Raw genomic sequence first — 24,484 nt, forward strand, 5'->3', positions numbered from 1 at the left:
TCATAATTAGTAGTTATCCTTACTAACTAGCAATTCGTTTCCTTACATTGGCTTTAGTGATCTTCTTTTGCAGAGCATTATCGGTAACATGGGTATAAATTTCCGTGGTTGAGATACTACTATGTCCGAGCAACCGTTGAACGAAGCGAATGTCGAGGCCTGATTCAAGTAGTTCGCATGCTGCGCTGTGCCTTAGCATGTGTGGAGTGACTTTGAGTTGGGTGTATGCTTGTTGACTAAGTTTTTTGATTAGTTTGCGTAAGAATTGCGTTGAGGCGGGTTCCCCGCGGCTATTAATCAGTAAATGATCGCAATGTGGTGCGCAAATAGCGCGGCTTTCAATATAGTTCTTGAGTAATTTGGCTATTTCTTGATCTGTGAGATACACAAACCGTTCTCTGGCTCCCTTACCTAAGATTTTAATCTTCTTTTCGTTGATATAGATGTCAGTTAAACAAATTCCAGCAAGCTCAGAGACGCGGATCCCTGTGCTAATCATAAGTTCTAACGCGATGAGTGAAGTAAATTCATTTAGCATGCGCTTTTGACTGATGCTATATGTGTTTGATGATTCTACCCATAAGTTTTTACAGTTTTTTCTGGCTTGTTTGAGCAAGCGTTTCAAGTCTGAGTGTGGTACGTTTCTTGGTAATCTTTTGGGTAGCTTAATGTCTAGCTGAAATTTATGAAAAGGATTAAGCTCGATGAATTCCTCTCGCTCAAGCCACTGGAACATAGCCCTTACACACGCCATTTTGCGCTTTATTGATGTGTTTGATAGCTCGGAATCAACTAGAAATTGATGGAACTGTGATAAGTCTACTTTGCTAATATCTTTAATGCTTTTATTTTCATCAAGTGCCTGCATAAACTGCTTTAAGTCTATTTGATACGCTTTCAAGGTGTGATTTGAGAGTTTACGTTTATCTTTACACAGGGAAATGAACTGTTGAGAAAGTTGGTTTATTGATTGCACTGCGATAAATCTACTTTTGCTAATACCTAATTTAATGACCGTATTAGAACAGATTGTTGATAAAAACAGTATACAATCAACGGATTTAAAGGAGTGTAGAATACAAGCCTATTTGTTAAATAGGCTCCAAGTCGGAGCCTCGGTATTATGACAATAATTGTTTATTCGTTAATTTGCATTTGTTCAAAGAGCGTATGGTAGTCTTCTAGGTGCCAATTTTTAGTAATTTTCTCACCATCAACGTAGTAAACATCGACGGCTCGAAAATCAATGGCTTGACCTGCTCCTTGGTGCTCACCAAATTGGCCGCTGAAGTGTCCAAAAAAACGTAGTCGTACCGTGACAAATGAACCACTGACTAGTAAGTGTTCGACTTCTGCTTTCAGGTCTGGCACTGCGCGACGAAATCCTGATGAGGCTTCTAGCACGCCTTTCAAGCCCTGCTTTCTACCTCTTGGTAATGTCATATCAGTAAATGTGTTACTTAGTGCCTGTCTCGCAAACTTAGTGTCTCCACTGTGCCAAAAAGCAGCGTATTGCAATGCGGCATTCGCGGCTATTTGACATTGTACTGAGTCACAAATTTGCGCAACCTTTGCTACGGGTAACCCCTCATTGGGTGCTGCTAATGCTACAGTCGCACTGACACTTAGCGCTAAAATTAAAGCATGTTTAATCATTACCGAGCACCTCTAAAACACGCGCTCTGGGTTGGTTGGTACGTCTTGCTGCTTTAGAGTCCATTTCGCGATGTCTATCTTGCGCATAAACTTAACCTTTGGGTGCGATTTCGCGTAGCGAATAAAGTCGTCAAGTGCTTTTACGCGAGCAGGGCTGCCTGCGAGCCTGTCGTGTGCGCTGATAGACATCATACGGCGATGGGATTTTCCTTCTTCATAAAGCACGTCAAACTCGTCCTTTAACTCTTGCAAATAGGCTTTTGCTGTCATTGCGGAACTGCTGCCATAGCGCACGATATCGTTATTTCTAAAGGTATAAGGCACCACCACGAAGGGTTTGCCATTGACTGGAGTAAACGAAGGCTCATCCCGAGATAAATCATCAATATGATAGACAAAGCCAAGGGACTGCAAAATAGTTAATGTTTGCTCAGAGTGGCGCATCCAAAACGCATTAAAGCCTTGTGGTCTTTGCCCTGTGATCTTTTCAAGCACGTCTGCACTGTGAATATAAGACGCGCGTTCTGCTTCGGGTGTCATCGAGTATTGTGGTGTCCAGTTTTGTCCATGACCTGAAATCTCATGCCCCTTTTGAGCCACCATTTTGGCAAGTTCAGGATTGAGCTCTGCAGCTTTTCCTACCATGTGGGACGTCACTTTGATGTTGTGCTTATCCCAAAGCTTAAGCAATCGTGGGATCCCTTCATTCATGCCATACTGATACCAAGTAAGAGCGACGGTGTCGGGGTAGCCTGCTTCTTGCTGAGGAAATGGCCCCGGATCGCTTGGGTCTTGTGCGGTTGCTTCAAACTGCATGGAGATAGAGATCACCAATTGAGCATCATCAGGCCAGTAATTGCCAGACTCTACTTCAGCGCCGTGGGCTGTGCCTGCAAGCAGGGCGGTTGCTGTTAGTAGTGCTCGAATACTTGTGGTCAACGTGGTACGCATGGTTATTCTCCTGCGTCTCTTGGGCCTGCATACACAGAAAGTGTTGCCTGCGCTAAGCTATGCTGGTGGATAAAAAATCCAGTAAGTGGTGCCGTTGCACCAGCTGGCACGGGGAGTGTAACTACATCTAGCGCATGTACGGTAAAGGTGTATTTATGCTTGCGACCAATAGGCGGGCACGGGCCAAAGTACCCAGGCTTTCCTAAATCCGTATTACCTTCAATGGCTTGGCTTGGTAAAGTTTCTGTGAGCCTCGTGGTGTCTTTGGGCAGGTTATACACTTGCCAGTGCCAAAATCCGCTGCCGGTTGGCGCGTCTTGATCGTAAAATGTCACCGCAAAGCTCTTGGTTTGTTTAGGTGCATTTGACCAAACTAAGGTTGGCCGTGTGCTGTTTCCCTCGCAGCCAAATTGATCCCAGTATTGAAATGGTCGAATAGATTTTTCGGCAACAAGATCTGGGCTTTCTAGTGTAAACTCAGGTGCTGAGATTGCATTGGTTGCACCGAGTAATGCCATAGAGGCTAGGGATAAGTTCAGTAATAATGGTTTCATATTGCACCTTTTGCTCTTAATTGTTGAAAATCTGCATAGTCGGTGTAGCCCTGCTCGCTACCACCAAATAAAGGCGCATCAGGGTTGATTGGACTCAAAGGTAATTGATGAATCAGACGGTATACGAGATCTGGGTTGGAGATAAATTTGCGACCAAAAGCCACAAAGTCGACTAGGCCTTGTTCAATAAGGGCTTCGGCTTGCTCTGGCTCGTAATTTCCCGCCACAATAATGGCGCCGTGAAATTTTCTTCTTAGTGCTTGCCTAAAACTCTCCGTCACGACCGGCGCATCATCCCAGTCTGCTTCAGCTAAGTGCACATAGGCAATGCCTAGGCGGTTAAAGTGCTCCGCGGCGAGCAAGATAGTATCAATGGCCTCTTCGTCTTGCATGCCACGTTGAGTAATAAAAGGCGCTAATCGGATCCCTACTTTTTCAGGCCCAATTGCTTGGCTAATCGCGGTGATAACTTCAACCGCAAAGCGAATTCGGTTTTCCTTCGAGCCACCATATTGATCATGACGTTGATTAGAGCTGCGGCGTAAAAACTGGTCAATTAAGTAGCCGTTACCAGCGTGTATCTCAACGCCATTAAACCCTGCCATCATGGCATTTTCAGCCGCATGAACATAATCTTCGACTATGCTCTGTATTTCTTGGGTTGCCAGCGCGCGTGGTGTCGGGCAATCGACCATTTCACCCACTCCTTTTTCATTGACTACCCACACTTGTGCGTCAGGCGCGAGTGCTGAGGGGGCCACGGGTTGGCCATCTTCATGAAAAGTAGAGTGAGACATACGACCGACATGCCAAAGCTGACAGAAAATACGACCACCTTTTTGGTGTACTGCATGGGTGATTTCCTTCCATCCGGCAACCTGCGAAGCGGTATAAATTCCGGGAGTAAATGAATATCCCTTGCCCTGACAAGAGATTTGTGTGGCTTCACTAATGATAAGCCCTGCCGAAGCGCGTTGGGCGTAGTACTTTGCCATCAACTGGTTTGGAATATCTCCCGGTTGTGTTGTTCGAGAGCGGGTCATTGGTGCCATCAAAATGCGGTTTGGTAAGATTAAATTACCGATTTTTTTCTGCGTAAATAACAATGGATCAGACATAGTATTCTCCTAATTATTGAACAAGTGAGTTGATGTGGCGTGGAAACAGCACTTCAATTTTTAGAGATTCAGGTGCAAAGATAAAAACCTGATGCTCATTGCTAACGGGGACATCTCGTTCCACATAGCGAACGCCAAAACGCTCTAGTCGGGCGATTAACCCAGGGTAATCATCACCACGAAATGCAATATGATCTATGTTGCTAGTACCCATGCTTGCGGTTTGCACAGAGCCAAGGTATTCAACCTGTGCTTGGGTATGTGGAGATTGTTCAACCAGATGAATGAAAGGTTGTTGTTGGTCGCCATAGAACCACTTTCCTGGAAATGGAAAAGGTGGACGTAAGCCTTCTTTAAGCCTAAGCACCTGCTCAAAAAAGATTGCCATCTTTGCCATGTCACGTGCTCTAAACAAAAAGTGATCTAACTGCATGGTGTGTTACCTCCATTGGTGTTAGCGATTTATGCGTTGAGAACAGTCTATTTGTTTATTAATATTTGATAATTGGCTTATATGTAAAATTACTTTTCATAAAAGGTGAACAATGAAAAGCAAAGCAGACGATATGGCGCTTTTTGTTCAAGTGGTGCGCTCTGATGGCCTGGCTGCGGCAGGGCGAGTATTAGGGCTTTCTCCTGCGAGCATGACCGCACGGATCAATGCACTTGAAGCGCACTATAAAACCCGTTTACTCACTCGAAACACCAGAAGTATCAAACTGACAGAAGCGGGAGAGCGGTTTTACCAAGGATGTGTGCGAGTTATTGAGGAGGTTGCGGCGGCGGAGGCGCTACTGCAAGATGCCGATCCTGATTTGAGAGGCACACTCAAAATTGCAGCAAGCTCAGACTTTGGCCGTCAGTACGTGGTTCCCGCCGTTGCGGAGTTTGCCACGCAGCATCCACAGGTGGTGGTTAACCTGAGCCTAGGGGAGGGCTTAGTCAAATTAGTTGAGTCTGGCACTGATATTGCCATTCGTTATGGTAATTTAAATGATAGCAGCTTGATATCTCGGCCTCTGTTAAACAACCGCAGAATGCTGGTTGCCGCCCCAAACTATCTCGAACAGTATGGTACACCAGATTGCTATCAAGCATTACAGCAACATCGCTGTTTAGTACTGGAAAGAGCAGGACAGGCGCTAAACGATTGGTATTTTATCGACAGAGACACGCAAGCAAGCATCATTGAAACCGTGCCTACCTGTTTAGTGAGTTCAGATGGAGAAGTATTGCGGAACTGGGCTATTCAAGGGCTTGGGATCACCATCAAGTCGTGGCTGGATGTTCACAAAGATATTAAAGCGGGACGATTGGTGGAGTTGTTGCCAACTCAAACATTGGGATTTAGTCCAACGGACTCAGATAAAGTCGCGCTACAAGCTATTTATCCATCTAGGCAGTTTCAACCTCGTCAAGTCAAAGCTTTTCTCACCTTTTTTAGCGAGTATTTACAACAAATGCATGATTGATTTTATTTCAATGAAGTCTAACGAATTAGCCGTGCGTAAGTGATAAAGATATGCATAATAAACGCTCATATTTAAATTAACTAAAGAGGTTCAAGGATGGCAATTGGCAATATTAAACACGTAATTTTTGACGTTGGTAACGTATTTGTGAGGTGGTCACCAGAGGAGATAGTTCGGCTTACCTTTGGCAACCAATGCGACGTTGAGAGTCTAGCTAAGCAGTTGTTCCACAGTGAGATTTGGTTTGCGATTAATCGAGGAGAACTGACTGAAGCAGACACCAAGCACGCTTTTATGCAAACCTGTCACTTAACCTCTGAGCAAGCTGACGAACTGTTCTTTTATATCAAAGAATCGCTGATCCCACTTTATGGCACGCTTTCACTGATGCAGCGCCTAAAGGCGGCTGGATATAGTGCATATGCCCTCACCGACAATGTGCATGAGATTGTGAGCCACCTAAAAGCGCGTCATACTTTCTGGCAACACTTTGACGGAGAAATTATTTCTGCTGAGCTTGGCTGCATGAAGCCCGGTAAAGCTATTTTTACTCACTTACTGGAGCGCTACCAACTGGCGGCAGATGACTGTGTTTTTCTTGATGATGTCTTAGCGAACGTTGAAGGTGCAAAGCAGGTCGGATTACATGGCATTCAGTTTTTTAATGCGGCGCAAGCTGAGCGCGAGTTGCGTGAGCTAGGATTGGTGTTTTGATCGGGTTGAGACTCCAAAATAGGCCCAAGTGCGGGCCTAAAAAGAATTAATCGCACATATACTGTCTATTGGTGAAAGCGCAGTCGTGATCACCGTAACAAGAGATAGCACCTGTACGGCAATCGTGGCGGTTAGTCGGTACACAGTCCAAATCAGTCAAACGGTTTACACCACCACCAATTTGGGGGGTTGCTTGTGGCGTAATAGCTTGAGCATTGTTTAAGTTTTTAAGCGGCTTTTTATTCAGTTTAATTTTCATTTTTCATTTCCTTTGGGTGGTAAGAAAGCGTATTAACAGCGAAGAGAGCCACAGTTATAGCAAGAACCAAATGCTTTCGTGTTGCATAACTCGGTTATTTCTCTGTCACAACCCGCGGTTAAATAACCTCCCGCGATGTTTGGTGTTTGGGCTTTTTCCAAGCCTGCAGTATGGTTCAGTTGTTTTATCTTTCTTTTTGTTAGTGTTAATTTCATCTTATTTTCCTTATTGTGAAAGCTTGAATTGTCGTACAAAAAATAAACTGCATTGTTGACTGTACCCAACATAAATTATTTGTCAAATATGTTTTTTAAAGGTTAAATTTATGTTTTTCGCAATTGCCTTATTTCAACCCTGTGTAACTTCAACGCTCGATGACAAGCTGCTTTTTGGCCTTGAGTGCAGCAACTATGGTGTAACGTACATTTGCACTGCCAGTCGCCCAACGCATCGATATTGTTTGGTCTTTTTAATCATGCAACACTGCAACATGAGAATAATTAAAAAGCGGGATGAAGATGCGTAAATTAACAGCCTTGGTGTGGTCTTGCTCTGTTTCCTTGTGCGTGGGTGTTGCGTTTGGTAACACGGCGCAAGCTGACGAGTCACCAATATTTAGTTCTAAAGCCACAGCACAGCCAATATGGGCTGAACACGGCATGGTATCTAGCCAAGAGGCACTTGCCAGTCAGGTTGGTGTAGAGATTTTAAAGCAAGGTGGCAATGCTGTTGATGCAGCTGTCGCAGTAGGTTTTAGCCTTGCTGTGACTTTGCCAAGAGCCGGAAATATTGGCGGCGGCGGCTTTATGCTAGTGCATCTGGCAAAAGAAAATAAAACCATTGCGATTGATTATCGCGAAATGGCGCCGAGCCGTGCACATAAAGATATTTTTATTGATGAAAGCGGCGAGGTAAACCCAAAGCTAAGCCTTCAGCACGGCCTTGCGGTGGGTGTTCCCGGAACGGTTATGGGAATGGAGTTAGCACTCGAAAAATATGGCACCCTGACACTTAACCAAGTTATTCAGCCTGCAATTAAATTAGCGCGTGATGGCATAAAAGTGACCTCTGATTTAGCCAATTCGCTTTCTCATAGCTATATCAAAGAACGAATGCTTGGTGTACCGGCGTCTAAGGCTGTGTTTTATAAAAAAGATGGTAGCAGCTACAAGCCAAATGAATGGCTGGTGCAGGCTGACTTGGCTCACTCTTTGGAACTTGTTGCCGAAAAAGGCAGCGCGGGCTTTTATCAGGGCGAGACAGCAAAGAAAATTGTTGCTGCGGTAGAAGCAGCTGGTGGCATTATGTCGCTGGATGACTTAAAAGGCTATAAAGCGGTCGAGCGTGAGCCGGTAAAAGGTACATATCGCGGCTACGACATAGTTTCTATGCCGCCTCCTTCATCTGGAGGTGTGCATATCATCGAGATGCTGAATATGCTGGAGCAATACCCGATTGGTGAGCTTGGGCATAATAGCGCTGCTACCGTCCATTTAATGGCTGAGGTCATGAAACGTGCGTATGCTGACCGCAGTGAATATTTGGGCGACCCTGATTTCTACGACGTACCCGTTAAAGCATTGGTGGATAAGCACTATGCAAAGCTGCGCAGTAAACAAATAAATGCAGACAAAGCGACGCCAAGCCGCGAGATTAAGCCCGGTAAATTATTACCTTATGAGAGTAACCAGACCACGCATTATTCTGTGGTAGATAAGTGGGGCAATGCGGTGAGTAACACTTACACGCTTAACTTTAGCTATGGCTCAGGTATTGTCGCGGCTGGCACTGGCATTCTACTTAACAACGAAATGGATGATTTCTCGGCAAAGCCCGGCACACCAAATGGTTTTGGTCTGGTTGGTGGAGAAGCTAACGCTGTTGAAGGCAAGAAGCGCCCGTTGAGCTCGATGACACCGACGATTGTAATGAAAGAGGGTAAACCCTTTTTGGTAACGGGTAGCCCTGGTGGCTCGCGTATTATCACCACCACGCTGCAAATCATTATGAATGTTATCGATCATGGCTTGAATATCGCAGAAGCAACTGTGGCTCCGCGTATTCACCACCAATGGTTACCAGATGAAATTCGTATTGAACGTAGCTTAAATGTGGATACTCGACGTCTACTTGAAAACAAAGGACACACACTTTCAGAGCAGAATGCGATGGGCTCAACCCAGTCAATCATGCTTACCGACAAAGGTCTATTTGGCTCCTCAGATCCAAGGCGTGCAGATAGCGCTGCGGTGGGGTACTAATACCAATTGAATTAATTCTCTAATCAATTTGAAGGGTGAAATAGCATATTAGCTTCGTTAAAAATTTCTCATTTAGAACAACTAAATAGCAAAATTTTTGCCTTGCCTATATGGATATAGGTACCTTAGCGGTAGCAGGACGCGAGAGCGGTGCTACTAAAGCTATTTCCCCGCTTCAAGATAGATCATTTACTTAATACAACTGGTATAATATCCTGATTTCTATTGAGTCTTAAGTGCAATTTAAATCGAGTAGGGGCGAGATGCCCCTTTTCTATGCGCTTTCTTTGATTAAATACTCTGGCAGTGGCCAATTCATGACGATGACTTCGCCTTGCCAAGTTTCAATCGTCAGCCAAACCTTGTCGTTTTTTGATAATGTTTTCTTTGCTAAAGCATGTACGTGTTGACCGTGTTTTGTGCCGTGAAGGATCCCGAGCTCATGCTCCATAAGCTGTGCAAGTGGCATCGCGTTGGGGCCGATATTGAGATAGCCTTGACGCATAGAATCAACATCGCCTTTATTAAATAGCAATAAGAAGTCTTTGACGTATAAGTTATCGTGGATGTATGGCGGCTTGTCGTCAAAAGGCATTGGTGTAATGCTGTACTTTCCAAGTGTTTGCTCCGCCAATGGAGCGGGAAATTCTGGATGTAATGATTGATAATAAAACCAAGCTGGCAATACCAGCAATAGAGCATTTAACCAATATTTATTGTGTTGTATAAAGCGTTTGACTGCATTCATGGCGATTTACCCTTGTTGTGCTTTTAGTTGTCTTGCATTGCTTCGTTCTTGGCTACGCGCGCGTTTGGTCCGAAGCTGATACATGATAAATCCGGTAACTGACATCCCGGATAAAATACAGCCAAAAATAAACCAGATGACTTTTGTCCAGATCCCTCCAATGGTGCCGTAGTGCAGTGGATCTGTGATGTGCATAACCGTTTGTAAGCCTGTCATTGAATCAGGGTTTGCATGATGAACGACTGTATCATTCCAAGTGTTGTAGGCAATATTAATGCTGTAATCGTCATAGAGTACGTAGTCGTTTGCGCCACTGATTTTAAGCGTATCGCGGTTATGCTCAGGTAGCATGATGTAACTTGGACGAAAGTCAGTGTACTGTTGTTGGATTTCAGCGAGCGCTAGATCAACACTGGTCTCTACTGCATTCGCGTTTATTGTTGAGTTGGGTATATTCGCTGCATTTAATGTTTCATGATGTTCGAGTTCAACACCAGCATGCCACAGCACCGCTTGCGTTAAATACCACAGTCCGGTAAGGCTCATTACGGCCATAAACCAAAGCGACCATACTCCACTGAGTTTATGGATGTCAGCGGCAAGGGTGCGACCACCTTGTGATTTACGCAGCTTAAACTGAAAAAACGCTAACCAAAACTTTTTGTATACCACCAGGCCTGTGATCAACGCGCCCAATAGGATCAGTGACATAAACGCCACTAAATAGTAACCAACACTATAGCCATTTTGCCATGGAAATAGCAGCCAGCCATGTAGTGAACGCATAAAGTTAATAAACGTATTGCCGTCATTTATTTCCTGAACAGCTCCTGTGTACTGGTTTACGTATGCAAGCGCATAGGGCTTGTCGACGTCGGTAAACATCACCACGTAGGTCAAATAGGGCTCTCTCACATTGAGCCCCATGACATCTGCACTTGGGTGCTCATCCTTAAACGCGCGTAACACTGAGCCCGCTGACATCTCACTTACTTGACTGGGGTTATGTGCCCGAGAATCAGGGTTGGTAAGCCATGTAAGTTCATGGCTGAAAACGGAAATGGTACCTGTGATACAAATAAAGCAAAACAGTAGCCATATTGGCAGTGAAAACCAACCATGCAACTGAAACCAAAACTTGTTGCTTATTTTCTTTGCCATTGTGTGTTCCTAGTTTTTTGAATGACGGCGACAAATTAAAGCTGAGGGAGTATTTGCGCAAAAATGTAAATAAAGTATATCTTTTTAAAAGTGTAAATAGCAATTATATTCATTTGGATGTGCGTTAAATGGCATGTTTTATTCGTTTAGCGGTTTATATTACTCGTTTCCTTTATGGGAAAATTGTTTTAAATTAGTTGGTTACAGTTTTTGGGAACGTTCCTTAAATCGGGTTCGAAACTGGTTGTAATTCATCTTAATGTTATTGCTAATGGTTATCATCTGCATTATTATCGTTTTAATTTTTACAATATTAGGATGAACCCAGTGAACACTCTGCCTCTCAAAACGCTCTCATTTGCTGTTATGGCAGCGCTCGGCACGTCAGCATTACAGGTGCAAGCAGCACAGCAAGATAATGAAGAAATTGAAAAAATAGTTGTGACGGGAAAATACACCGTCAATGAAGTGATAGACACCGCAACTGGCTTAGGGTTATCCCTTCTTGAGACGCCGCAATCTGTTAGCGTTATTACCGCTGCACGGATCAAAGAGCAAAAGCTCGATACGTTGACCGACACCGTATTAAATGCGATTGGGGTGTCAGCGAAAGAAGTTGATAATGTTCGTAATACGTTGCAGTCACGTGGCTTTGACATTACCAATTATCAAATTGACGGCGTTCCTTTGTCATGGAGTTTGGCGGGGGATTCAGGTGAAACCATCGCGGATGTTGCGATATATGAGCGCGTGGAGTTTGTGCGTGGTGCAACGGGGTTATTAACCGGCGCGGGCGATCCTTCAGCTTCTATTAACCTAGTACGCAAACATGCAAATAGCACCGACCTCACAGGTTTTGCTAGTGTCTCTTTGGGGAGCTGGAACAATAAAGAAGTGATGGTGGACGTTGCCAATGGATTAACTAACGATGGCAGTGTGCGTGGACGTGTGGTGGCGAAGTATGAAGAAGGTGACTTGTATTTAGATCTCTTTTCTGACGAAAGTACCGTGCTTTATGGGGTACTAGAAGCGGATTTAAGCACGCATTCGACGATCCGCGTTGGTGCTAGCTATCAGCGTAACGACCCTACCAGTCCAACTTGGGGGGCATTACCTACTTTCTTTACCGATGGAAGTAAAACAGACTGGGAAATTGAAAAAACCACGGCTGCAAATTGGACAGAGTGGCAAACTACTGGCACCAATGCTTTTGTGAACTTTAGTCACAACTTTGCAAATGGCTGGGAACTGGTTGCCAATTACAACAAGCTGAAATACGAGCAAGATACAGAGCTGCTCTATTTATTCGGCACGTTGGATAAAACAACGGGTGAGGGCTTAGCGTCTTGGCCTTATAAAAGTACAGGTGAAAGTAACCAAGACAGCTTTGATATCCAGCTTAAAGGTTTTTATCAACTCGCCGGTCGTGAGCATGATTTTGTAACTGGCGCGCTTTACAGTGAGCAGAGTGCCGATACCCTCACTTTCGCTGCGCTCGATAATGCCTTTTTGCCAGTTGGCAATTTTTACGAGTGGGACGGCAATTTCCCTGAGCCGACGTGGGGCACAGAAACCTCAGTTGCTCAAGATATGGATACCGAGCAAAAAGGGTTTTACGCCGCAACAAGGCTAAATCTTAGCGATGAGCTTAAAGTAATAGCGGGTGGTCGTTTGTCGAGTTGGCAGCGCGAAGGCGAAAGCTATGGCGTCATCACTGATTTTGGCGACAATGGCGTATTTATACCTTACGCTGGCGCCTTGTACGACTTGTCGACAACACAGCGAGTGTATGCAAGTTACACAGAAATATTCCAGCCGCAAAATGCCCAAGACCGTAACGGTGACTTCCTTGATCCAATCAAAGGAAAATCATACGAAGTGGGGCTAAAAAGCACCTATTTAGATGATACGCTGCAAACAACATTGGCGATTTTCCAAATCGAACAAGATAATCTAGCTCAAGATGATGTTGGATACATAGTTCCAGGTTCGGTAAATACAGTCGCGCAATATGCTGCTGAAGGCACAACCAGTAAAGGCTTCGAATTTGAAGTGGTGGGTCAGTTAACTGACGGTTTTGATGTGCATTTGGGTTATTCACAATACAAAGCAGAAGATGCCAACGGCGTTGAAGTGAATACGGATAACCCAAGAAAGCAATTTAAGTTGTATACGACTTACCAATTTGTGAATGCTTTACCTGAGTTGACGCTTGGCGGTGGCGTGAACTGGCAGGATGACACTTATTCAGTAACGGGCAACGATAGGCTAGAGCAAGATGCCTATTCACTGGTTAGCTTGATGGCAAACTACGTACTGGCAGACAATATGGCGCTACAACTCAACGTAGAAAACCTCTTCGATGAAAAGTACTACAGCCAAATAGGCTTCTTTGATCAGTACCGCTATGGTGCGCCGAGAAATTACAGCTTAAGTTTTAGCTATGATTTTTAGCAGACTGTAAACTAACAAAGCGTGGCTAGTGAGCCACGCTGTTGTTCATTGTTTATTTATTGCAAGAACTGTACGCTTGGAGGCAATACAGTCAAAAAGGAATTTTGCAATGAATTTATCCCCTGTTTTTTTGGTCGCTGGCTTTATAGTAAATATGAGTACAGCGTCCGCCACACCGGACTATCAAAATGTGCTTAACCAGCTACCGCTGCCACCTAATGAACTTACCACTTTACTGCATGACCTAGCACTACATGGCCTTGAGCAGCACGCTATGGCTGAATTAATTAAGGGCTATAACCGATTACACAACAAACGGATAGAATGTGCCAACGTTGCGACTGTGTTGAAAAGGTCGCAATTGGACTCACTCAAAATGGATGTAGAGTACTACACCACTGTGCTTTTTTATGTTGATGGTTTGAACAAAAATCAGTGTGAATCTGCGGAGTTTGGCGCTTTTACAAGGACAGTCGCTATAAATTATGTGATGCATAAGAGCCCGAGGGAGCTTAAGCTGGTGAAAGCAATGAACGTGCTATCTTCTGGGCGTTACGCAAATTTTATTGAGTTTGAGGCTGAGTTCAACGCTTTACCTGAGACCGTTAAAACGGCCGCGCTAAAAGCGGATTTTCTTCGAGATAACTTTAATTTGTTTCAAAGCTTGGAGCAAGTTCACGGACACGAGTGATAAAAGGAATATTTGTGAAACCCCTGCTATTAGTTTTGATATTGTTTGCGTTCGCGCCGCAAACTAACGCTGAAACAATGTCAGTAGATCTTACGCCGACTATTGAGTATCCAGTTGAACAATTAGCACCAGTTCAAAAGGCGCTGCTTCGTGAGCTGTTAAATAGCGTAACACAACTGGGTGATAAAAAAGCGGCTTGCGAAAATGCGCGTGTTATTACACCAAAACAATTACACAGCCTTAATATTACCCCGCAGCAGCGAGGTATCGTTTTATCTTATTTTTATATTCACCAAAAAAGAGAATGTGAAGCCGAAGAATATGGCGAGTTCGCCAGACTTGTTGCTGCGAATTTAGCGGTGCAAAATCAGTCAGAAGTCTTAAGGTTCGTCAATGCACTAAACACGGTAAGCTCCAGCGTTTATTTCGATTATGTTGAAACGGAGTTGGAGTTTAACCAGCTACCAGAAAGTGTTCGCAATAGAACCTACCAAGCCGAGTTTTTACAGCATCCGTTTAGTCTTATGCATACGCTAGAACAGTTCGAATGATTCGGCGTGATGTTCTTATTAAGTAAAATCTAAGCTGGCATAATACGGTTTAATAATTCGTATGCGGTACGTTTTGCGATATTCACATTGATTGCGAGCGTGCTATTATTCAGTGTTAACCACGTTTATGGTTTAGCAGTAGTGATGTTTATTTCAGGACTCGCGTTTGCTGCTACTCGCTTGGTATCAAAAACACGATGATACAAGGCGAGTAACTCAAGTTGTCAGTGATTAAGGATGTAAGAGTCGCGCTTACTTCGTGCGACATACCGCTTGTTTATCTGTAGTTTCGCTGCTGCAGGTCAGAAAAGCGGCACCACTTTCATCCAAAAACTCCCCTTGCCACGCGCCATCTTTGCCAAGCTTGATGGATAAAAAGCCGAACTTACCTTGCTCGTTAACGATTGCGTTTTGGCTATCAAGTGCATAATCAAATTCACTAAAGGCATTGGTATCACTGAGGCTGACGCCGCTATTGCCGACAACGATTTGTGGAGGGCGTGCGGTACTGGCAGCAAAGGTTGAAGACTGATAAATATGCATATGTCCTGCGAGTGATAAAGTTACGTGAGCAGGCAACTTACCTTGTCTGGTGCTCTTCAGCGCGGTTTGCAACATCACATTTAGTGTGTCTTTGGTTGTTGGGTCTTCAACGCCCCAAATGGGTCTGTGGCTCATAATCCACATGGGTTTGGCTTTGAGCAGTTCGCTTCTGACATTAAGTCGTTGATATTGCTGTTGGTAGACTTTTGTCAGGCCATTATCAGCACTGGCATCACAGGCATTGGCGCTATCCATTACCCACACACTGAGCGGTTTTAAGTTGATGGTATAGGAGTTTTGCACAATGATATGGGCACTTGCAGATTGTGGCGGTTGATTATAATCCCCTTGAGATGGACATTGCTGTTGGTCAATGGCATCAGGAAGATTGGCTCCCGGGCCAAAAAAGTAAAACCAGCCAATTCCTGCGCGGCTACAAAGTTCATGATTGCCTCGCGCAAAAATCCATGGTGCGGTTGCTGAAAGATCCGTTGTTGCGGCAAAAAAGTCGGCTTGCCAGTTGCTCCATGTATCTGGTCTTGGGCTATTTAACGCGTTTTGACTGTAGTAGGTATCGTTAAGACCGCAGCTAGTACCACCATATCCACCATCGCCTGCGTCATAAGCATAGGTATCACCGGAAATCGCACCACCCGTGCCTCGGTAGTTGAAATCCCCCATATGGAGCAACAATTGTGGTTGTTGCTTTGCCCCTTGCTCTGCGAGGGTTTTAAACGGCTCGGCAGCAGTGTTGTTTTCGCAAACGGATGACTTACAGCCAGTGTCGCCAAAAACCGCAATTTTATTCGGATCGAATGTCACGGGTGCTAACGAGAATTGGCTATCACTGACGGTATAAGCCGTGTTTGGGGAGATTTTTGCTTCACATACTGAAACCGGAAAGTGTGTTTGGTCTGGACTCATTGCTCGCAACTGCATCGGCATGGATTTTTTACCAAAGAGCAAGCTTGGGCATTGATTGGCGTCGCTGAGCACGCCGTCAACAACGACGCGCGCGTAGATATTTGGGGCTTCAGTAGTGGAAGGCGCAAACATTGAGTAAGCGCCTAATACTTTGGTATTCGCTTGTTGGACTGCAAACGTGCTGCTACAAGCAATTAAATTGAGCGTCGCAATGGCGATGATGATGCGCATGACTTCATTCCTTTTTGAACAGTTGAATGAAGTTTAATGCATTGTTAACTATTTGCGAGTCTTGAATACGAATATCCTTATTCACAGCTGATTATTGGTGTTTGCAGCGGTAGAAGCCGTTGACTATATCTTGGCTAAAGCGTGTGCCGTTAACATAGGTGTCTTGGTTGATTTTACCAAACTGCGCTAGGTTGAATTGCAATCGTGCAAGCATTTCAGCACTCGAGGCCTGTTCAAAGATTTCTGTTACCGGTGGATCGCCAACAAAGTTGGTATACCAAGGAAACCAAGAATTATCCTGCCCACTGACTGTTTGATTCGGATAATAATTCCCCCCTTGCCAACGGTCGAAGGTAAGATCTTCGAGGCTAAATAGGCCAAAACCTGGCTGTGTCATACAAGCATCAGCCGCCTGATACTCAGGGTAACCTGAGCTGGCAGCAAAATGATTACAAACATTATGTGGCAAATTACTGCTATTCGCCGCTTGATATTCCACCTTTCTAAACATCACTGGCTGTGCGGGACTTCCTGATGGGTAGACGATATTCGCCGCGACAGGTGAACCCCAGCGATAATGGTACATGGCCACAGCCAACCCTAAATCTTCCTTACTGGTGGCAACATTATCTGGATGAGTCCACACTCCACCCGGATCGGTTGGCGTTGCCCCATTTTTAAAAATAATCCCATATTGATTGTTTTCTAATTGATTCATTAGATTTGGCGTTGTGTTGTCAACTACCGTCGTTGGGATCATTGTGCTTGCGGCATTGGGAGTATAGGTGAGTGTTGGGTTATTTAACGCCTTCCAGCATAGCAAGCCATAACCATAGCCATTGGCTATCATCGGGCAGCCAGACATTGCTGATGCCGATTGATTGCTTTCATATGTATGTGTTGTTGAACGTGCCGAAACTTCGCCGGAGCTAACCAATATTCCCCAAGCATTGCGAGTAATGCGAATATCAGCAAACTCGGTGTCAGGAATAAATACCGTTGTGGCCGAAATAACCTGTAGTTCTAAATCTAGTTCTAGTAGAGAGGTGGCAACGAGGGCGTCTTCATGAAGCTTTGGATACTGCGTCATAATCGTTTGCTGCGATGGTTTAATCACAGCGTCTCTTGGTGATAACCCCAATAAATATAAGCGATCGTTATCAAGATAGCTTGCCAGTGGGCGTGATAGCTCAAGTTGTGCGATTGGACGCTTGGCTTGAATATTTGAGTTGGTATCCGTGAGGGTGAGGTCGGTATTTTGAAGCAGCAACCAATGCTTATCACTTAGGCCAACAACCTGAGTTTGGTTAAGTATGTGACGAGATACGCTATCAGCTTGGCGAGTTACAATTAAACTATCGTCATTCAACGAATAACTAGACTGTGTGTTGTCATTGTGGTGATGACGCAGCGCCGGCGGCTGATATTGTCCGATTAAAGTGGTAAGTTCAATGCGAGTAGCGTCGTGAGTACTTTGAATAAGCCAACTTCCTGCTTCATCTCGAACAAAAGTAGCCGGACTATATTGACCGGATTTATTCACGCTAAATGCTTGCCAAGTAGTGTTACAGGCTTTGGCGCAGGAGGGGGAACTTCGAGTAAGGGATGACTTATCTTTTGTCAGAGATTCGTCATAGTTATCATTAAATACAAAGGGTAACTCAGCTTTACCCGACGCGAGTTGTAACGTGAACAGTAAACGCCGTTGATTGCCGCTGGCATAGAGTCTGTTTTCTTTTAGATAACCGAGCTGGAGTTGAGAGTAACTCTCTAACTTTTTCATGTTTCCAGCTTCACCTTGATAGCTGGGCTCATACGTCTCGCTATTGAATGGTGCAGTTTGCTCTAATTGGGGAAATTGCAGCGTTTGTTTGCAGGCATCTTCTGCGCATGTTTGTAAGGTGATCCTTTGGTCCTGATATTGAAAAGAATACCAAGGTGAAAGGGCTTGATAACCTTGTTGACCAGCGTGAAATAATAGCGGTAGGGTTGATGTGTCGTAGTGCTCTGACTCTGCTGAGGCGTTAACGCTTAAAGACAAAGCCCAGCAGGTAAGCGTGGTGGCGATGAACTTATTCATAATCTTTCCTTATTGGAGTAGGGCAGCGCATAGCCGCCCTTAACAAAAACCTAGTGAATGATGCCTTGGCGTTGGCCCGCATTAACGGGTTTGTTGAGTTGGACAGAGAGCCAGTTTTCAACGTCGCTACGTAACGACGCATCGCTATCAGGACCGGATTGTGACGAATAGAACCATAACCCTGTTGGTGCTGGAGCATTGACATTGCTGCCACAGGTAAAGTGATTTGCCGCATACATCACCGCGCCTGAGCTACCATATTCGTAATGACTGTCCGAATAACCACCGTAGCCTCTGGCTTGCACCCGACCTTTTGAATCAAGGGTAAAGTGATACACCTCATTGGGTTGCAACAAGAAAGGACTGACATCGGACGAATCAAAGCGCGCGCGCATTGTGGTGGTAACACTGGCTTGATTACCTGAACGCGTGATCATGCCTGCCAAGTTGGTGATAAGCGCATCGGCCAATTGACCGTCCAGCAAGCTGCCAGGGTTACCATTGACGATTGCAGAAGTAATGCCAAGTGCGGCTTTGACGACTCCAATGGTGGAGTTCAAATTCCATGTGGTGTTGTATCCCATGGCTGCGCCACCGGCTTTATTAAACAAGATGACTTCAGGTGCAGCTCCTGGCAAATCGACCGCAAATTTTGCGCCGTCCGTTGCATGTGAGTTGGTCCCTTTTGACCAGATTTTTTTAGCTTGCCCGGTTACGTGGTAGCGAGCTGAATAAGTGCCTCTGACTTCTAAATTGCCCGAACAGGCATTGCTTTGATTACATGCAAATCCCCCAGTGTCTGCACACAACATTTTGACGTGGAACTCTGTCGAGTTATGGGCTGAGGTGTTGTCGAAACTGAGCGCTTTATTTTTTGACCAGCGTTTGCCCTTAGCTGAGTGGAAGGCACCGTAGGCTGAGGTATTGACATAAGCATGGTGCTTTGAAAAACCACTACCATCGCTGGTGGATGTGCTCCAAGGCGTTTGGGTTGATGGGTAGTTAGTGACCACTTGGCCTGTGCTGGTTGAAGGGGTCACCATCTGACATGAGCATTGTGACTTAGGCCCGAAGATGGGTTTTTTAGTCAGCAATTCTTTTAATTCGGCAAGAATATCTGACGGTAGCGTCCTATCGTATTCAAGTACCGAGAGCCCTTTACGTTTAGGAGCTGCGTATTCCTTATGCCAAGTGCTGTAAAGCTGCGGTGCATTTAGCTCTAAATGTTGGCTGAGTGTTGGCACTTTTTGCTGTTGTGTCCATTTTTCGAATACCGCTGGCTTAAATTGAATAAGATATCGAGTAAAGAAAAAGTTATCTTCAGGCGCTTGCTCGGTAAAAGCATCTTCCCATGCTGATAATACGTTTTGATCTAATGCTTTTGCTTGGCTTAGCATCTCCCCATCTCGATAGTCGCGGATCAAGCTATCGACATAGCGGTCTAATTCATATTCTTCGTCGTTGTCGGAGATATATTCAAGCAAGGAAACACGGTCTTGAGACCAGTTTGAAATGGCTTGCCACGCTTCTGGGCTTACTTGAGAGGGTGCCATTTCTCCATATTCTTCTGCGGCTTGCAGCGAAATAGTACCTAGTAACAACGTGCTGGTAACTAGGCTGACTAACTTTGGGGTGAAATTTCTCTGTTTCATTTTTCTATTCCTTCATCGTTGTGCAGAGTCGACATGCCTCATGCATTGTTAACTTGCATTGTGATGTTGGAAACTTTTTCAGCAATTGAATAGGAGGTTGTAGGGCCAGTTAGGGTCAACTTGGGTAAAACCTTTGGTATTAAGCGGACGCATTAGGCTAGGTAAGTTTTGATATCAAGCGGTGATAAATAAAAACTTAAATATCAAAGTTTTGCATATACTTTTACCCGAATTTACCCAATTGCCCCGTAACTTTTGCTGCAATCAATATGCGCTTGAGGCAGGATTTTGCTATCGCCGTTATTGGAGTCTCAACGTGAGTACATTCGCAATCTAATAACGGTGTCATAACCAATAAGGAGACAGTTATGAGACGAGTAATAGTATTGGGAGCAACTTTGATTGCGAGCTTTGTACAAGCCCATAGCCCAGAAATGATAGCGCAGTTCGAAGTTGCTGATGGGGCGAAATGTCCAAAGCGGCAAACGATCCTACTAGGTAAAATGACATTAACCGCTGGGACCTTTAAATATTTACACAGTGAAGGAAGTAATGTTTGCACAAGTCCCAAGCAAAGTATTTCTGGTCGCATTACACCACAACTAGATTGTGGCCAGTTTGATGATTGGCGGCTTGCTTATGATATGGGTAATAAAATGTGTCAATCCCTACATCAAAATATGAAAGGCTTTAGTAATAGCTTAAAGCCTGATATGACAGTGTATCCACGCTTCGAAGGACCTTTTGAATTCAAAGGAGAGCGCCATCACCAAGAATATGAGGCCGGTATGGGCGTGACTTTAGCATGTTATTTATGTGAGACTGTTACGGTTAACTAGGGCCTGTTAATACCAGAAGGGGCGGAAGCCCCTTTGTTGTAGATATTAAGCCGCGTTGGAGCAAGCTAAGATTTGTTCCAGTTGTGCAACTTTTTGAGAAAGAGGCACGGTATCGAGATTAGCGTCTTCTTGGCATTGAGTGAGTACATATTGTGCCGTGGTAACAATATTTCGAATACGCGGCTTTTTGGGCAGCGTTTTGATATTAAGATAGCGTTCAAGAGTACGCACTCGTAAGCGACCATCATCGATATTCACTTTCCATACTTTGCTTTCTTCCGCTAATTCGACACGAGTTTTGCCACTATTTTGCTCCCAAAGTGCCAAAGTGAGCGTCATCACCTCAACCATCAATAGTCTTGCGGCTTGTTCGTCAATGCTCGTATGTTTACTGTGCAATCCATGAGTGCCGGTGCGGGTGGTATAGCGAATAAAGCAGTAAGTAACCAGCACACCTGCTAAAAATGCGATAAGCCCGATGAATATATGAGACACAATATTTGTCTCTGCTTGTTGCTCAGGTGCGGCCAAGACATTAGCGCTTTGGAGGCGAAATTGATAAAGGTTCTCACTTTGTATACGACTACTTTTAAGCATGTCATTATAACGCTGTGCAGTCTCTACCGCTTCTTTATAAGCGTGTGTTTGTAGTTGGGACTGCAATAAGGCAATGTAAAATAACTCCGTAAGCTGACTATTTTGCTGATTATGTGCTTCAAGCCCCTGTTTAAGTAACGTTTGTGCTGTTAGGTTATCGCCCTCAAGCTGCTTGAGTTTGGCTTCAATAAGCAGTGCTCGCTGATCAACTTTACCGTGTTGAATTAGTTGCCGAGTGCGTTTGAATGAAGCGAGTTGCTGTTGTGCCTGAGCGATATGATTTTGAGCAATGGCAATTTCGGCCAATAATAAATAGGCTCGAGACAATTGAGTATAGGCACCGCTTTGTGTCAAAGGTTGAAGTAAATCTTCAATGATTTCAGTTGCTTTGTTGTAGTCGCGCTTTTTGTAAAATACCTCCGCGATGCTTAGCAAGGTGTGATTCGCTTTGACTTGGTCGCCAGCTTGCTGGTGGAGCGCATGGGCTTGACGAAACGAGAGAATGGCATCATCCAACTGATTAATATCCCTCGACACATTCCCTAAATTATTAAGTGTGATCGCTTGCCTCTGCAGGTCATTGGTTGCTTTCGCTATTTGGTAGCTTTCTAAAAATAAAGTAAGGGCGGTATCTAGATCTCCGAGTGCCTGATAAGCATTAGCTAAATCGTTTGCTGATTTACCCAGGAGTTCGTTTTGTTGCAACTTAGCCGCAAGCGTTTGCGCTTCGTGGAAGCTCTTAAGCGCTTGAATATAATTGCGCTGGCGATAACGATTAATACCACTTTGTCTTAACACCTGAAAGCGTTGGAGTGTGGTTAACTTCCATGTTATCAACTCATCCAGTATTTGATTGCTGAGCTTTATGTCACCCACTCGACGATACAAGCTAACAAGCTCAAGGTGTGCATCAAAAGCTTGGGCACCGTTGGGTTCAAGCGTTTCAAGATGTTGCTTACAAGACAAAATTTGGCTTGTGAGGTTAGCATTATTAGCACTTGGGCATTCTGAACCATGCGCCGGTAACACAACGAGCAGTAAAGCTAAAAGCAAAGGCATAAATATTAGTCTAGATACATTGTTTTTACATATTAATATAGTGGTAACAAAAAGTCGTGTCTGCCTTTAACAAATCTCAGGTTGACTATTTTTTGTATTTTGTTGCTGTCTAGCTGCTGTTGTTTAATTTTGCCAGTACGACCAAGTCTCGATTTGTTAATATTGTTAGTTTAATGTGTTTTTGGTTTGGTCTTGTTGCTAATTAAGGCCCAGCTGAAGAAGCTGGAAATCAATCCATAAGGAAATAAAAATGAAGTTAAATACAATGTGGCTAAAGTCACTTAGCGTCGGTTTCACGTTATTTGCACCATTAGTGAGTGCCGCTCCTCAGCTTGATAAAGCCATATTCGAGTACAATGCTGGATTAAACATTCAAGAGGAATTTAATATCTTTGCCGATGGCAACGTGACTGATCCTAATTATCCAAATAGTGACTTGCGTATTCAATTGGATAGTAGCAAAAGCTACGATCAAATTGGCTTTTATGACAAAACTTACACTACATACGGTCAGGCGGTTGCATACAACACATTAGACAGACGTTGGGTTAAATTTAAGGGTAAGGTGCTTTATTTTTCAGGCGAAGACAACGGTAACCAAAAGATAGATACGATTTCTTTTCGCATTGTTAATCCTGCTGGAGAAACATCGGAGTGGGGAGAGATCAGAGTTAGCTTAGACCAAGCGTTTGGTGGTAATTACGATGTGTATCCGAGTGATGACTCGGCACAAACCTTTGCTGGTCAATCTGTTGATGTGTACGTTAAAGATAACGATAGTGGCGTACCGTATTATTATGGTGTTGAGATTTTTAGCTCACCCGCTAACGGTACAGTATCTGTTAACAGTGACTATTCCATTACCTACACACCAAAAGCAGGGTTCATTGGCCAGGATTCGTTCCAATATCGCATTAAGGGTAACAACCTTTATGATATTACAAGCGCGCCAGCGACAGTTTCTATTTCGGTAGCAAATTAACCCCAAACTCAGGCCAATATGCACACATATTAAGTGTGTATATTGGCTATCCTTTTAGCAATAAAAATACTCCAGCCAAAGCAATTAGGCCTCCAAACATCATAGACTTAGTAATCGCTTCTCTGCGCAGTAGCCCAATCGTCATGACCATGAGCGGTGCCGTTGCAAAGATGGTTTGTGCGATAGCGGGATCAGTATGATTAACGGAAATCAACTGTAGCCACAGCCCAATAAAGGTGCCAAAAAACACTGCAACGAATAACCAGTTTTTACCGTCGATTTGTTTAAGTGTGAGTGCTTTAAACAGGCTTTGTGATCGCAAACAAACAACAATAAAGGCCACAAATAGGGTGCCGGAGCCCAAGCGGATAAGTGCCGCCCACAAACTACTAATGCTTTCGTTATTTAGCGCACCTTTGGAAAGTACCATACCCGCAGCTTGGCAAATGGCAGCCGTGAGTGCAAAGCAGACTCCCAAAAGGTAATGTTTTTTGTCTAATACTGGCTGGCTTCTACTTGGCTTAATCGCCAGCATCACGCCAACAGTCGTCACTGCAATGCCGAGCCAAGCGGATGCGCTGAGATAAACACCAAGGAGGACAATGTTTAAGATCCCCGCTATGGCAGGTGCAAGACTTTCAATAACTAAAGTGCGAGCAGGACCTATATTTCTAAGTGCGGCAAAGTAGGCGCTGTCACCAATCGCTATGCCCAGTATCCCACTGGCTATCAGCCAGCCCCAGCTTGAGAGTAAGGTCGGGTACATAGCATCACCTGCGATGAGCAAACACAAGATCATCAAAGCAGAAGCGATGACGCCTTTGCTGACGTTCAACTCAAATGGGCTAAGATGATGGCTAAATCGTTTGTAGAGTATAGTTGAGCCAGCCCATACCCCAGCCGCCGCAATCGCTGCCGCTTCGCCAATACCAATCATAAATACCAAGCTTCTTGTGTTTATTAATATGGTGGCAAGTATACATAAAT

At 44.4% G+C, this 24,484-nt stretch carries 23 protein-coding genes; 8 read left to right on the top strand and 15 right to left on the bottom strand.

The window, feature by feature from the left end; translation table 11 throughout:
- Window positions 1-22: 22 nt before the first annotated feature.
- The 6 genes from NH462_RS07130 to NH462_RS07155 form a co-directional block, all read right to left on the bottom strand.
- A complete protein-coding gene (locus NH462_RS07130) occupies window positions 23-976 on the bottom strand; it encodes a tyrosine-type recombinase/integrase (RefSeq protein WP_253105112.1) in 954 nt (317 codons plus the stop codon).
- A 161-nt stretch (window positions 977-1,137) separates the two neighbouring features.
- Window positions 1,138-1,656, bottom strand: a complete 519-nt coding sequence (locus NH462_RS07135) for an ester cyclase (protein WP_253105113.1) — start codon at window positions 1,654-1,656, stop codon at window positions 1,138-1,140.
- 12 nt (window positions 1,657-1,668) lie between these two features.
- Window positions 1,669-2,607, bottom strand: a complete 939-nt coding sequence (locus NH462_RS07140) for a polysaccharide deacetylase family protein (RefSeq protein WP_253105115.1) — start codon at window positions 2,605-2,607, stop codon at window positions 1,669-1,671.
- A gap of 2 nt (window positions 2,608-2,609) precedes the next feature.
- The gene (locus NH462_RS07145) at window positions 2,610-3,161 is read right to left on the bottom strand and encodes a YbhB/YbcL family Raf kinase inhibitor-like protein (protein WP_253105117.1); all 552 of its coding nucleotides are present in this window, start codon (window positions 3,159-3,161) and stop codon (window positions 2,610-2,612) included.
- On the bottom strand, window positions 3,158-4,279 hold the full coding sequence (locus NH462_RS07150; RefSeq protein WP_010369581.1) for an alkene reductase: 1,122 nt from the start codon (window positions 4,277-4,279) through the stop codon (window positions 3,158-3,160). The genes NH462_RS07145 and NH462_RS07150 overlap by 4 nt, the downstream gene beginning before the upstream one ends.
- A gap of 13 nt (window positions 4,280-4,292) precedes the next feature.
- Window positions 4,293-4,712, bottom strand: coding sequence for a lactoylglutathione lyase (locus NH462_RS07155; protein ID WP_010369578.1), 420 nt, complete (start codon window positions 4,710-4,712; stop codon window positions 4,293-4,295).
- A 112-nt stretch (window positions 4,713-4,824) separates the two neighbouring features.
- Between NH462_RS07155 and NH462_RS07160 the strand changes: the two genes are divergently transcribed.
- Window positions 4,825-5,751, top strand: a complete 927-nt coding sequence (locus tag NH462_RS07160; RefSeq protein WP_253105119.1) for a LysR family transcriptional regulator — start codon at window positions 4,825-4,827, stop codon at window positions 5,749-5,751.
- 96 nt (window positions 5,752-5,847) lie between these two features.
- On the top strand, window positions 5,848-6,465 hold the full coding sequence (locus tag NH462_RS07165) for an HAD family phosphatase (protein WP_010369570.1): 618 nt from the start codon (window positions 5,848-5,850) through the stop codon (window positions 6,463-6,465).
- A gap of 46 nt (window positions 6,466-6,511) precedes the next feature.
- Here NH462_RS07165 and NH462_RS07170 read toward each other — a convergent pair whose 3' ends face one another.
- Window positions 6,512-6,724 (bottom strand): hypothetical protein, encoded by a 213-nt coding sequence (locus tag NH462_RS07170; protein ID WP_010369567.1) that lies wholly within the window; start codon window positions 6,722-6,724, stop codon window positions 6,512-6,514.
- Between the two features lie 32 nt (window positions 6,725-6,756).
- Window positions 6,757-6,939: a hypothetical protein gene (locus NH462_RS07175; RefSeq protein ID WP_010604114.1), complete on the bottom strand. Its 183-nt coding sequence runs from the start codon at window positions 6,937-6,939 to the stop codon at window positions 6,757-6,759.
- A 303-nt stretch (window positions 6,940-7,242) separates the two neighbouring features.
- On the opposite strand from NH462_RS07175, the gene ggt reads away from it, so the two are divergent.
- Entirely contained in the window at window positions 7,243-8,985 is a 1,743-nt protein-coding gene (gene ggt / locus NH462_RS07180; protein ID WP_253105121.1) for a gamma-glutamyltransferase, read from the top strand.
- A 274-nt stretch (window positions 8,986-9,259) separates the two neighbouring features.
- On the opposite strand, the gene NH462_RS07185 is transcribed toward ggt, so the two are convergent.
- A complete protein-coding gene (locus tag NH462_RS07185) occupies window positions 9,260-9,733 on the bottom strand; it encodes a hypothetical protein (protein WP_253105124.1) in 474 nt (157 codons plus the stop codon).
- A gap of 6 nt (window positions 9,734-9,739) precedes the next feature.
- Complete coding sequence (locus NH462_RS07190; protein ID WP_010369557.1) at window positions 9,740-10,894, bottom strand: PepSY-associated TM helix domain-containing protein; 1,155 nt, start codon at window positions 10,892-10,894, stop codon at window positions 9,740-9,742.
- A 327-nt stretch (window positions 10,895-11,221) separates the two neighbouring features.
- Here NH462_RS07190 and NH462_RS07195 point away from each other — a divergent pair, with 327 nt between their 5' ends.
- The 3 genes from NH462_RS07195 (at window position 11,222) to NH462_RS07205 (ending at window position 14,590) form a co-directional block, all read left to right on the top strand.
- Window positions 11,222-13,348 carry a TonB-dependent siderophore receptor gene (locus NH462_RS07195; RefSeq protein WP_253105127.1) on the top strand — a complete coding sequence of 709 codons (2,127 nt, stop codon included), beginning with the start codon at window positions 11,222-11,224 and terminating at the stop codon, window positions 13,346-13,348.
- Window positions 13,349-13,457: 109 nt separating this feature from the next.
- On the top strand, window positions 13,458-14,039 hold the full coding sequence (locus tag NH462_RS07200) for a hypothetical protein (protein ID WP_253105130.1): 582 nt from the start codon (window positions 13,458-13,460) through the stop codon (window positions 14,037-14,039).
- A gap of 14 nt (window positions 14,040-14,053) precedes the next feature.
- On the top strand, window positions 14,054-14,590 hold the full coding sequence (locus NH462_RS07205) for a hypothetical protein (protein ID WP_253105133.1): 537 nt from the start codon (window positions 14,054-14,056) through the stop codon (window positions 14,588-14,590).
- Between the two features lie 252 nt (window positions 14,591-14,842).
- Here the strand turns inward: NH462_RS07205 and NH462_RS07210 are convergent, their stop codons facing one another.
- From NH462_RS07210 to NH462_RS07220, 3 genes are all read right to left on the bottom strand, one after another.
- A complete protein-coding gene (locus NH462_RS07210; protein ID WP_253105136.1) occupies window positions 14,843-16,288 on the bottom strand; it encodes a metallophosphoesterase in 1,446 nt (481 codons plus the stop codon).
- A gap of 91 nt (window positions 16,289-16,379) precedes the next feature.
- Window positions 16,380-18,368 carry a hypothetical protein gene (locus NH462_RS07215; RefSeq protein WP_253105140.1) on the bottom strand — a complete coding sequence of 663 codons (1,989 nt, stop codon included), beginning with the start codon at window positions 18,366-18,368 and terminating at the stop codon, window positions 16,380-16,382.
- 50 nt (window positions 18,369-18,418) lie between these two features.
- The gene (locus NH462_RS07220; RefSeq protein WP_253105143.1) at window positions 18,419-20,020 is read right to left on the bottom strand and encodes a hypothetical protein; all 1,602 of its coding nucleotides are present in this window, start codon (window positions 20,018-20,020) and stop codon (window positions 18,419-18,421) included.
- 368 nt (window positions 20,021-20,388) lie between these two features.
- On the opposite strand from NH462_RS07220, the gene NH462_RS07225 reads away from it, so the two are divergent.
- The gene (locus tag NH462_RS07225) at window positions 20,389-20,859 is read left to right on the top strand and encodes a hypothetical protein (RefSeq protein WP_253105146.1); all 471 of its coding nucleotides are present in this window, start codon (window positions 20,389-20,391) and stop codon (window positions 20,857-20,859) included.
- A 45-nt stretch (window positions 20,860-20,904) separates the two neighbouring features.
- Here the strand turns inward: NH462_RS07225 and NH462_RS07230 are convergent, their stop codons facing one another.
- Window positions 20,905-22,515: a tetratricopeptide repeat protein gene (locus tag NH462_RS07230; RefSeq protein WP_253105148.1), complete on the bottom strand. Its 1,611-nt coding sequence runs from the start codon at window positions 22,513-22,515 to the stop codon at window positions 20,905-20,907.
- A gap of 250 nt (window positions 22,516-22,765) precedes the next feature.
- Here NH462_RS07230 and NH462_RS07235 point away from each other — a divergent pair, with 250 nt between their 5' ends.
- On the top strand, window positions 22,766-23,497 hold the full coding sequence (locus NH462_RS07235; RefSeq protein ID WP_253105150.1) for an Ig-like domain-containing protein: 732 nt from the start codon (window positions 22,766-22,768) through the stop codon (window positions 23,495-23,497).
- A gap of 46 nt (window positions 23,498-23,543) precedes the next feature.
- Here NH462_RS07235 and NH462_RS07240 read toward each other — a convergent pair whose 3' ends face one another.
- Window positions 23,544-24,434, bottom strand: a complete 891-nt coding sequence (locus NH462_RS07240; RefSeq protein ID WP_253105153.1) for a DMT family transporter — start codon at window positions 24,432-24,434, stop codon at window positions 23,544-23,546.
- Window positions 24,435-24,484 lie beyond the last annotated feature (50 nt).

This window comes from Pseudoalteromonas sp. OANN1 (assembly GCF_024124685.1).
GTDB classification, from domain to species: domain Bacteria; phylum Pseudomonadota; class Gammaproteobacteria; order Enterobacterales; family Alteromonadaceae; genus Pseudoalteromonas; species Pseudoalteromonas piscicida.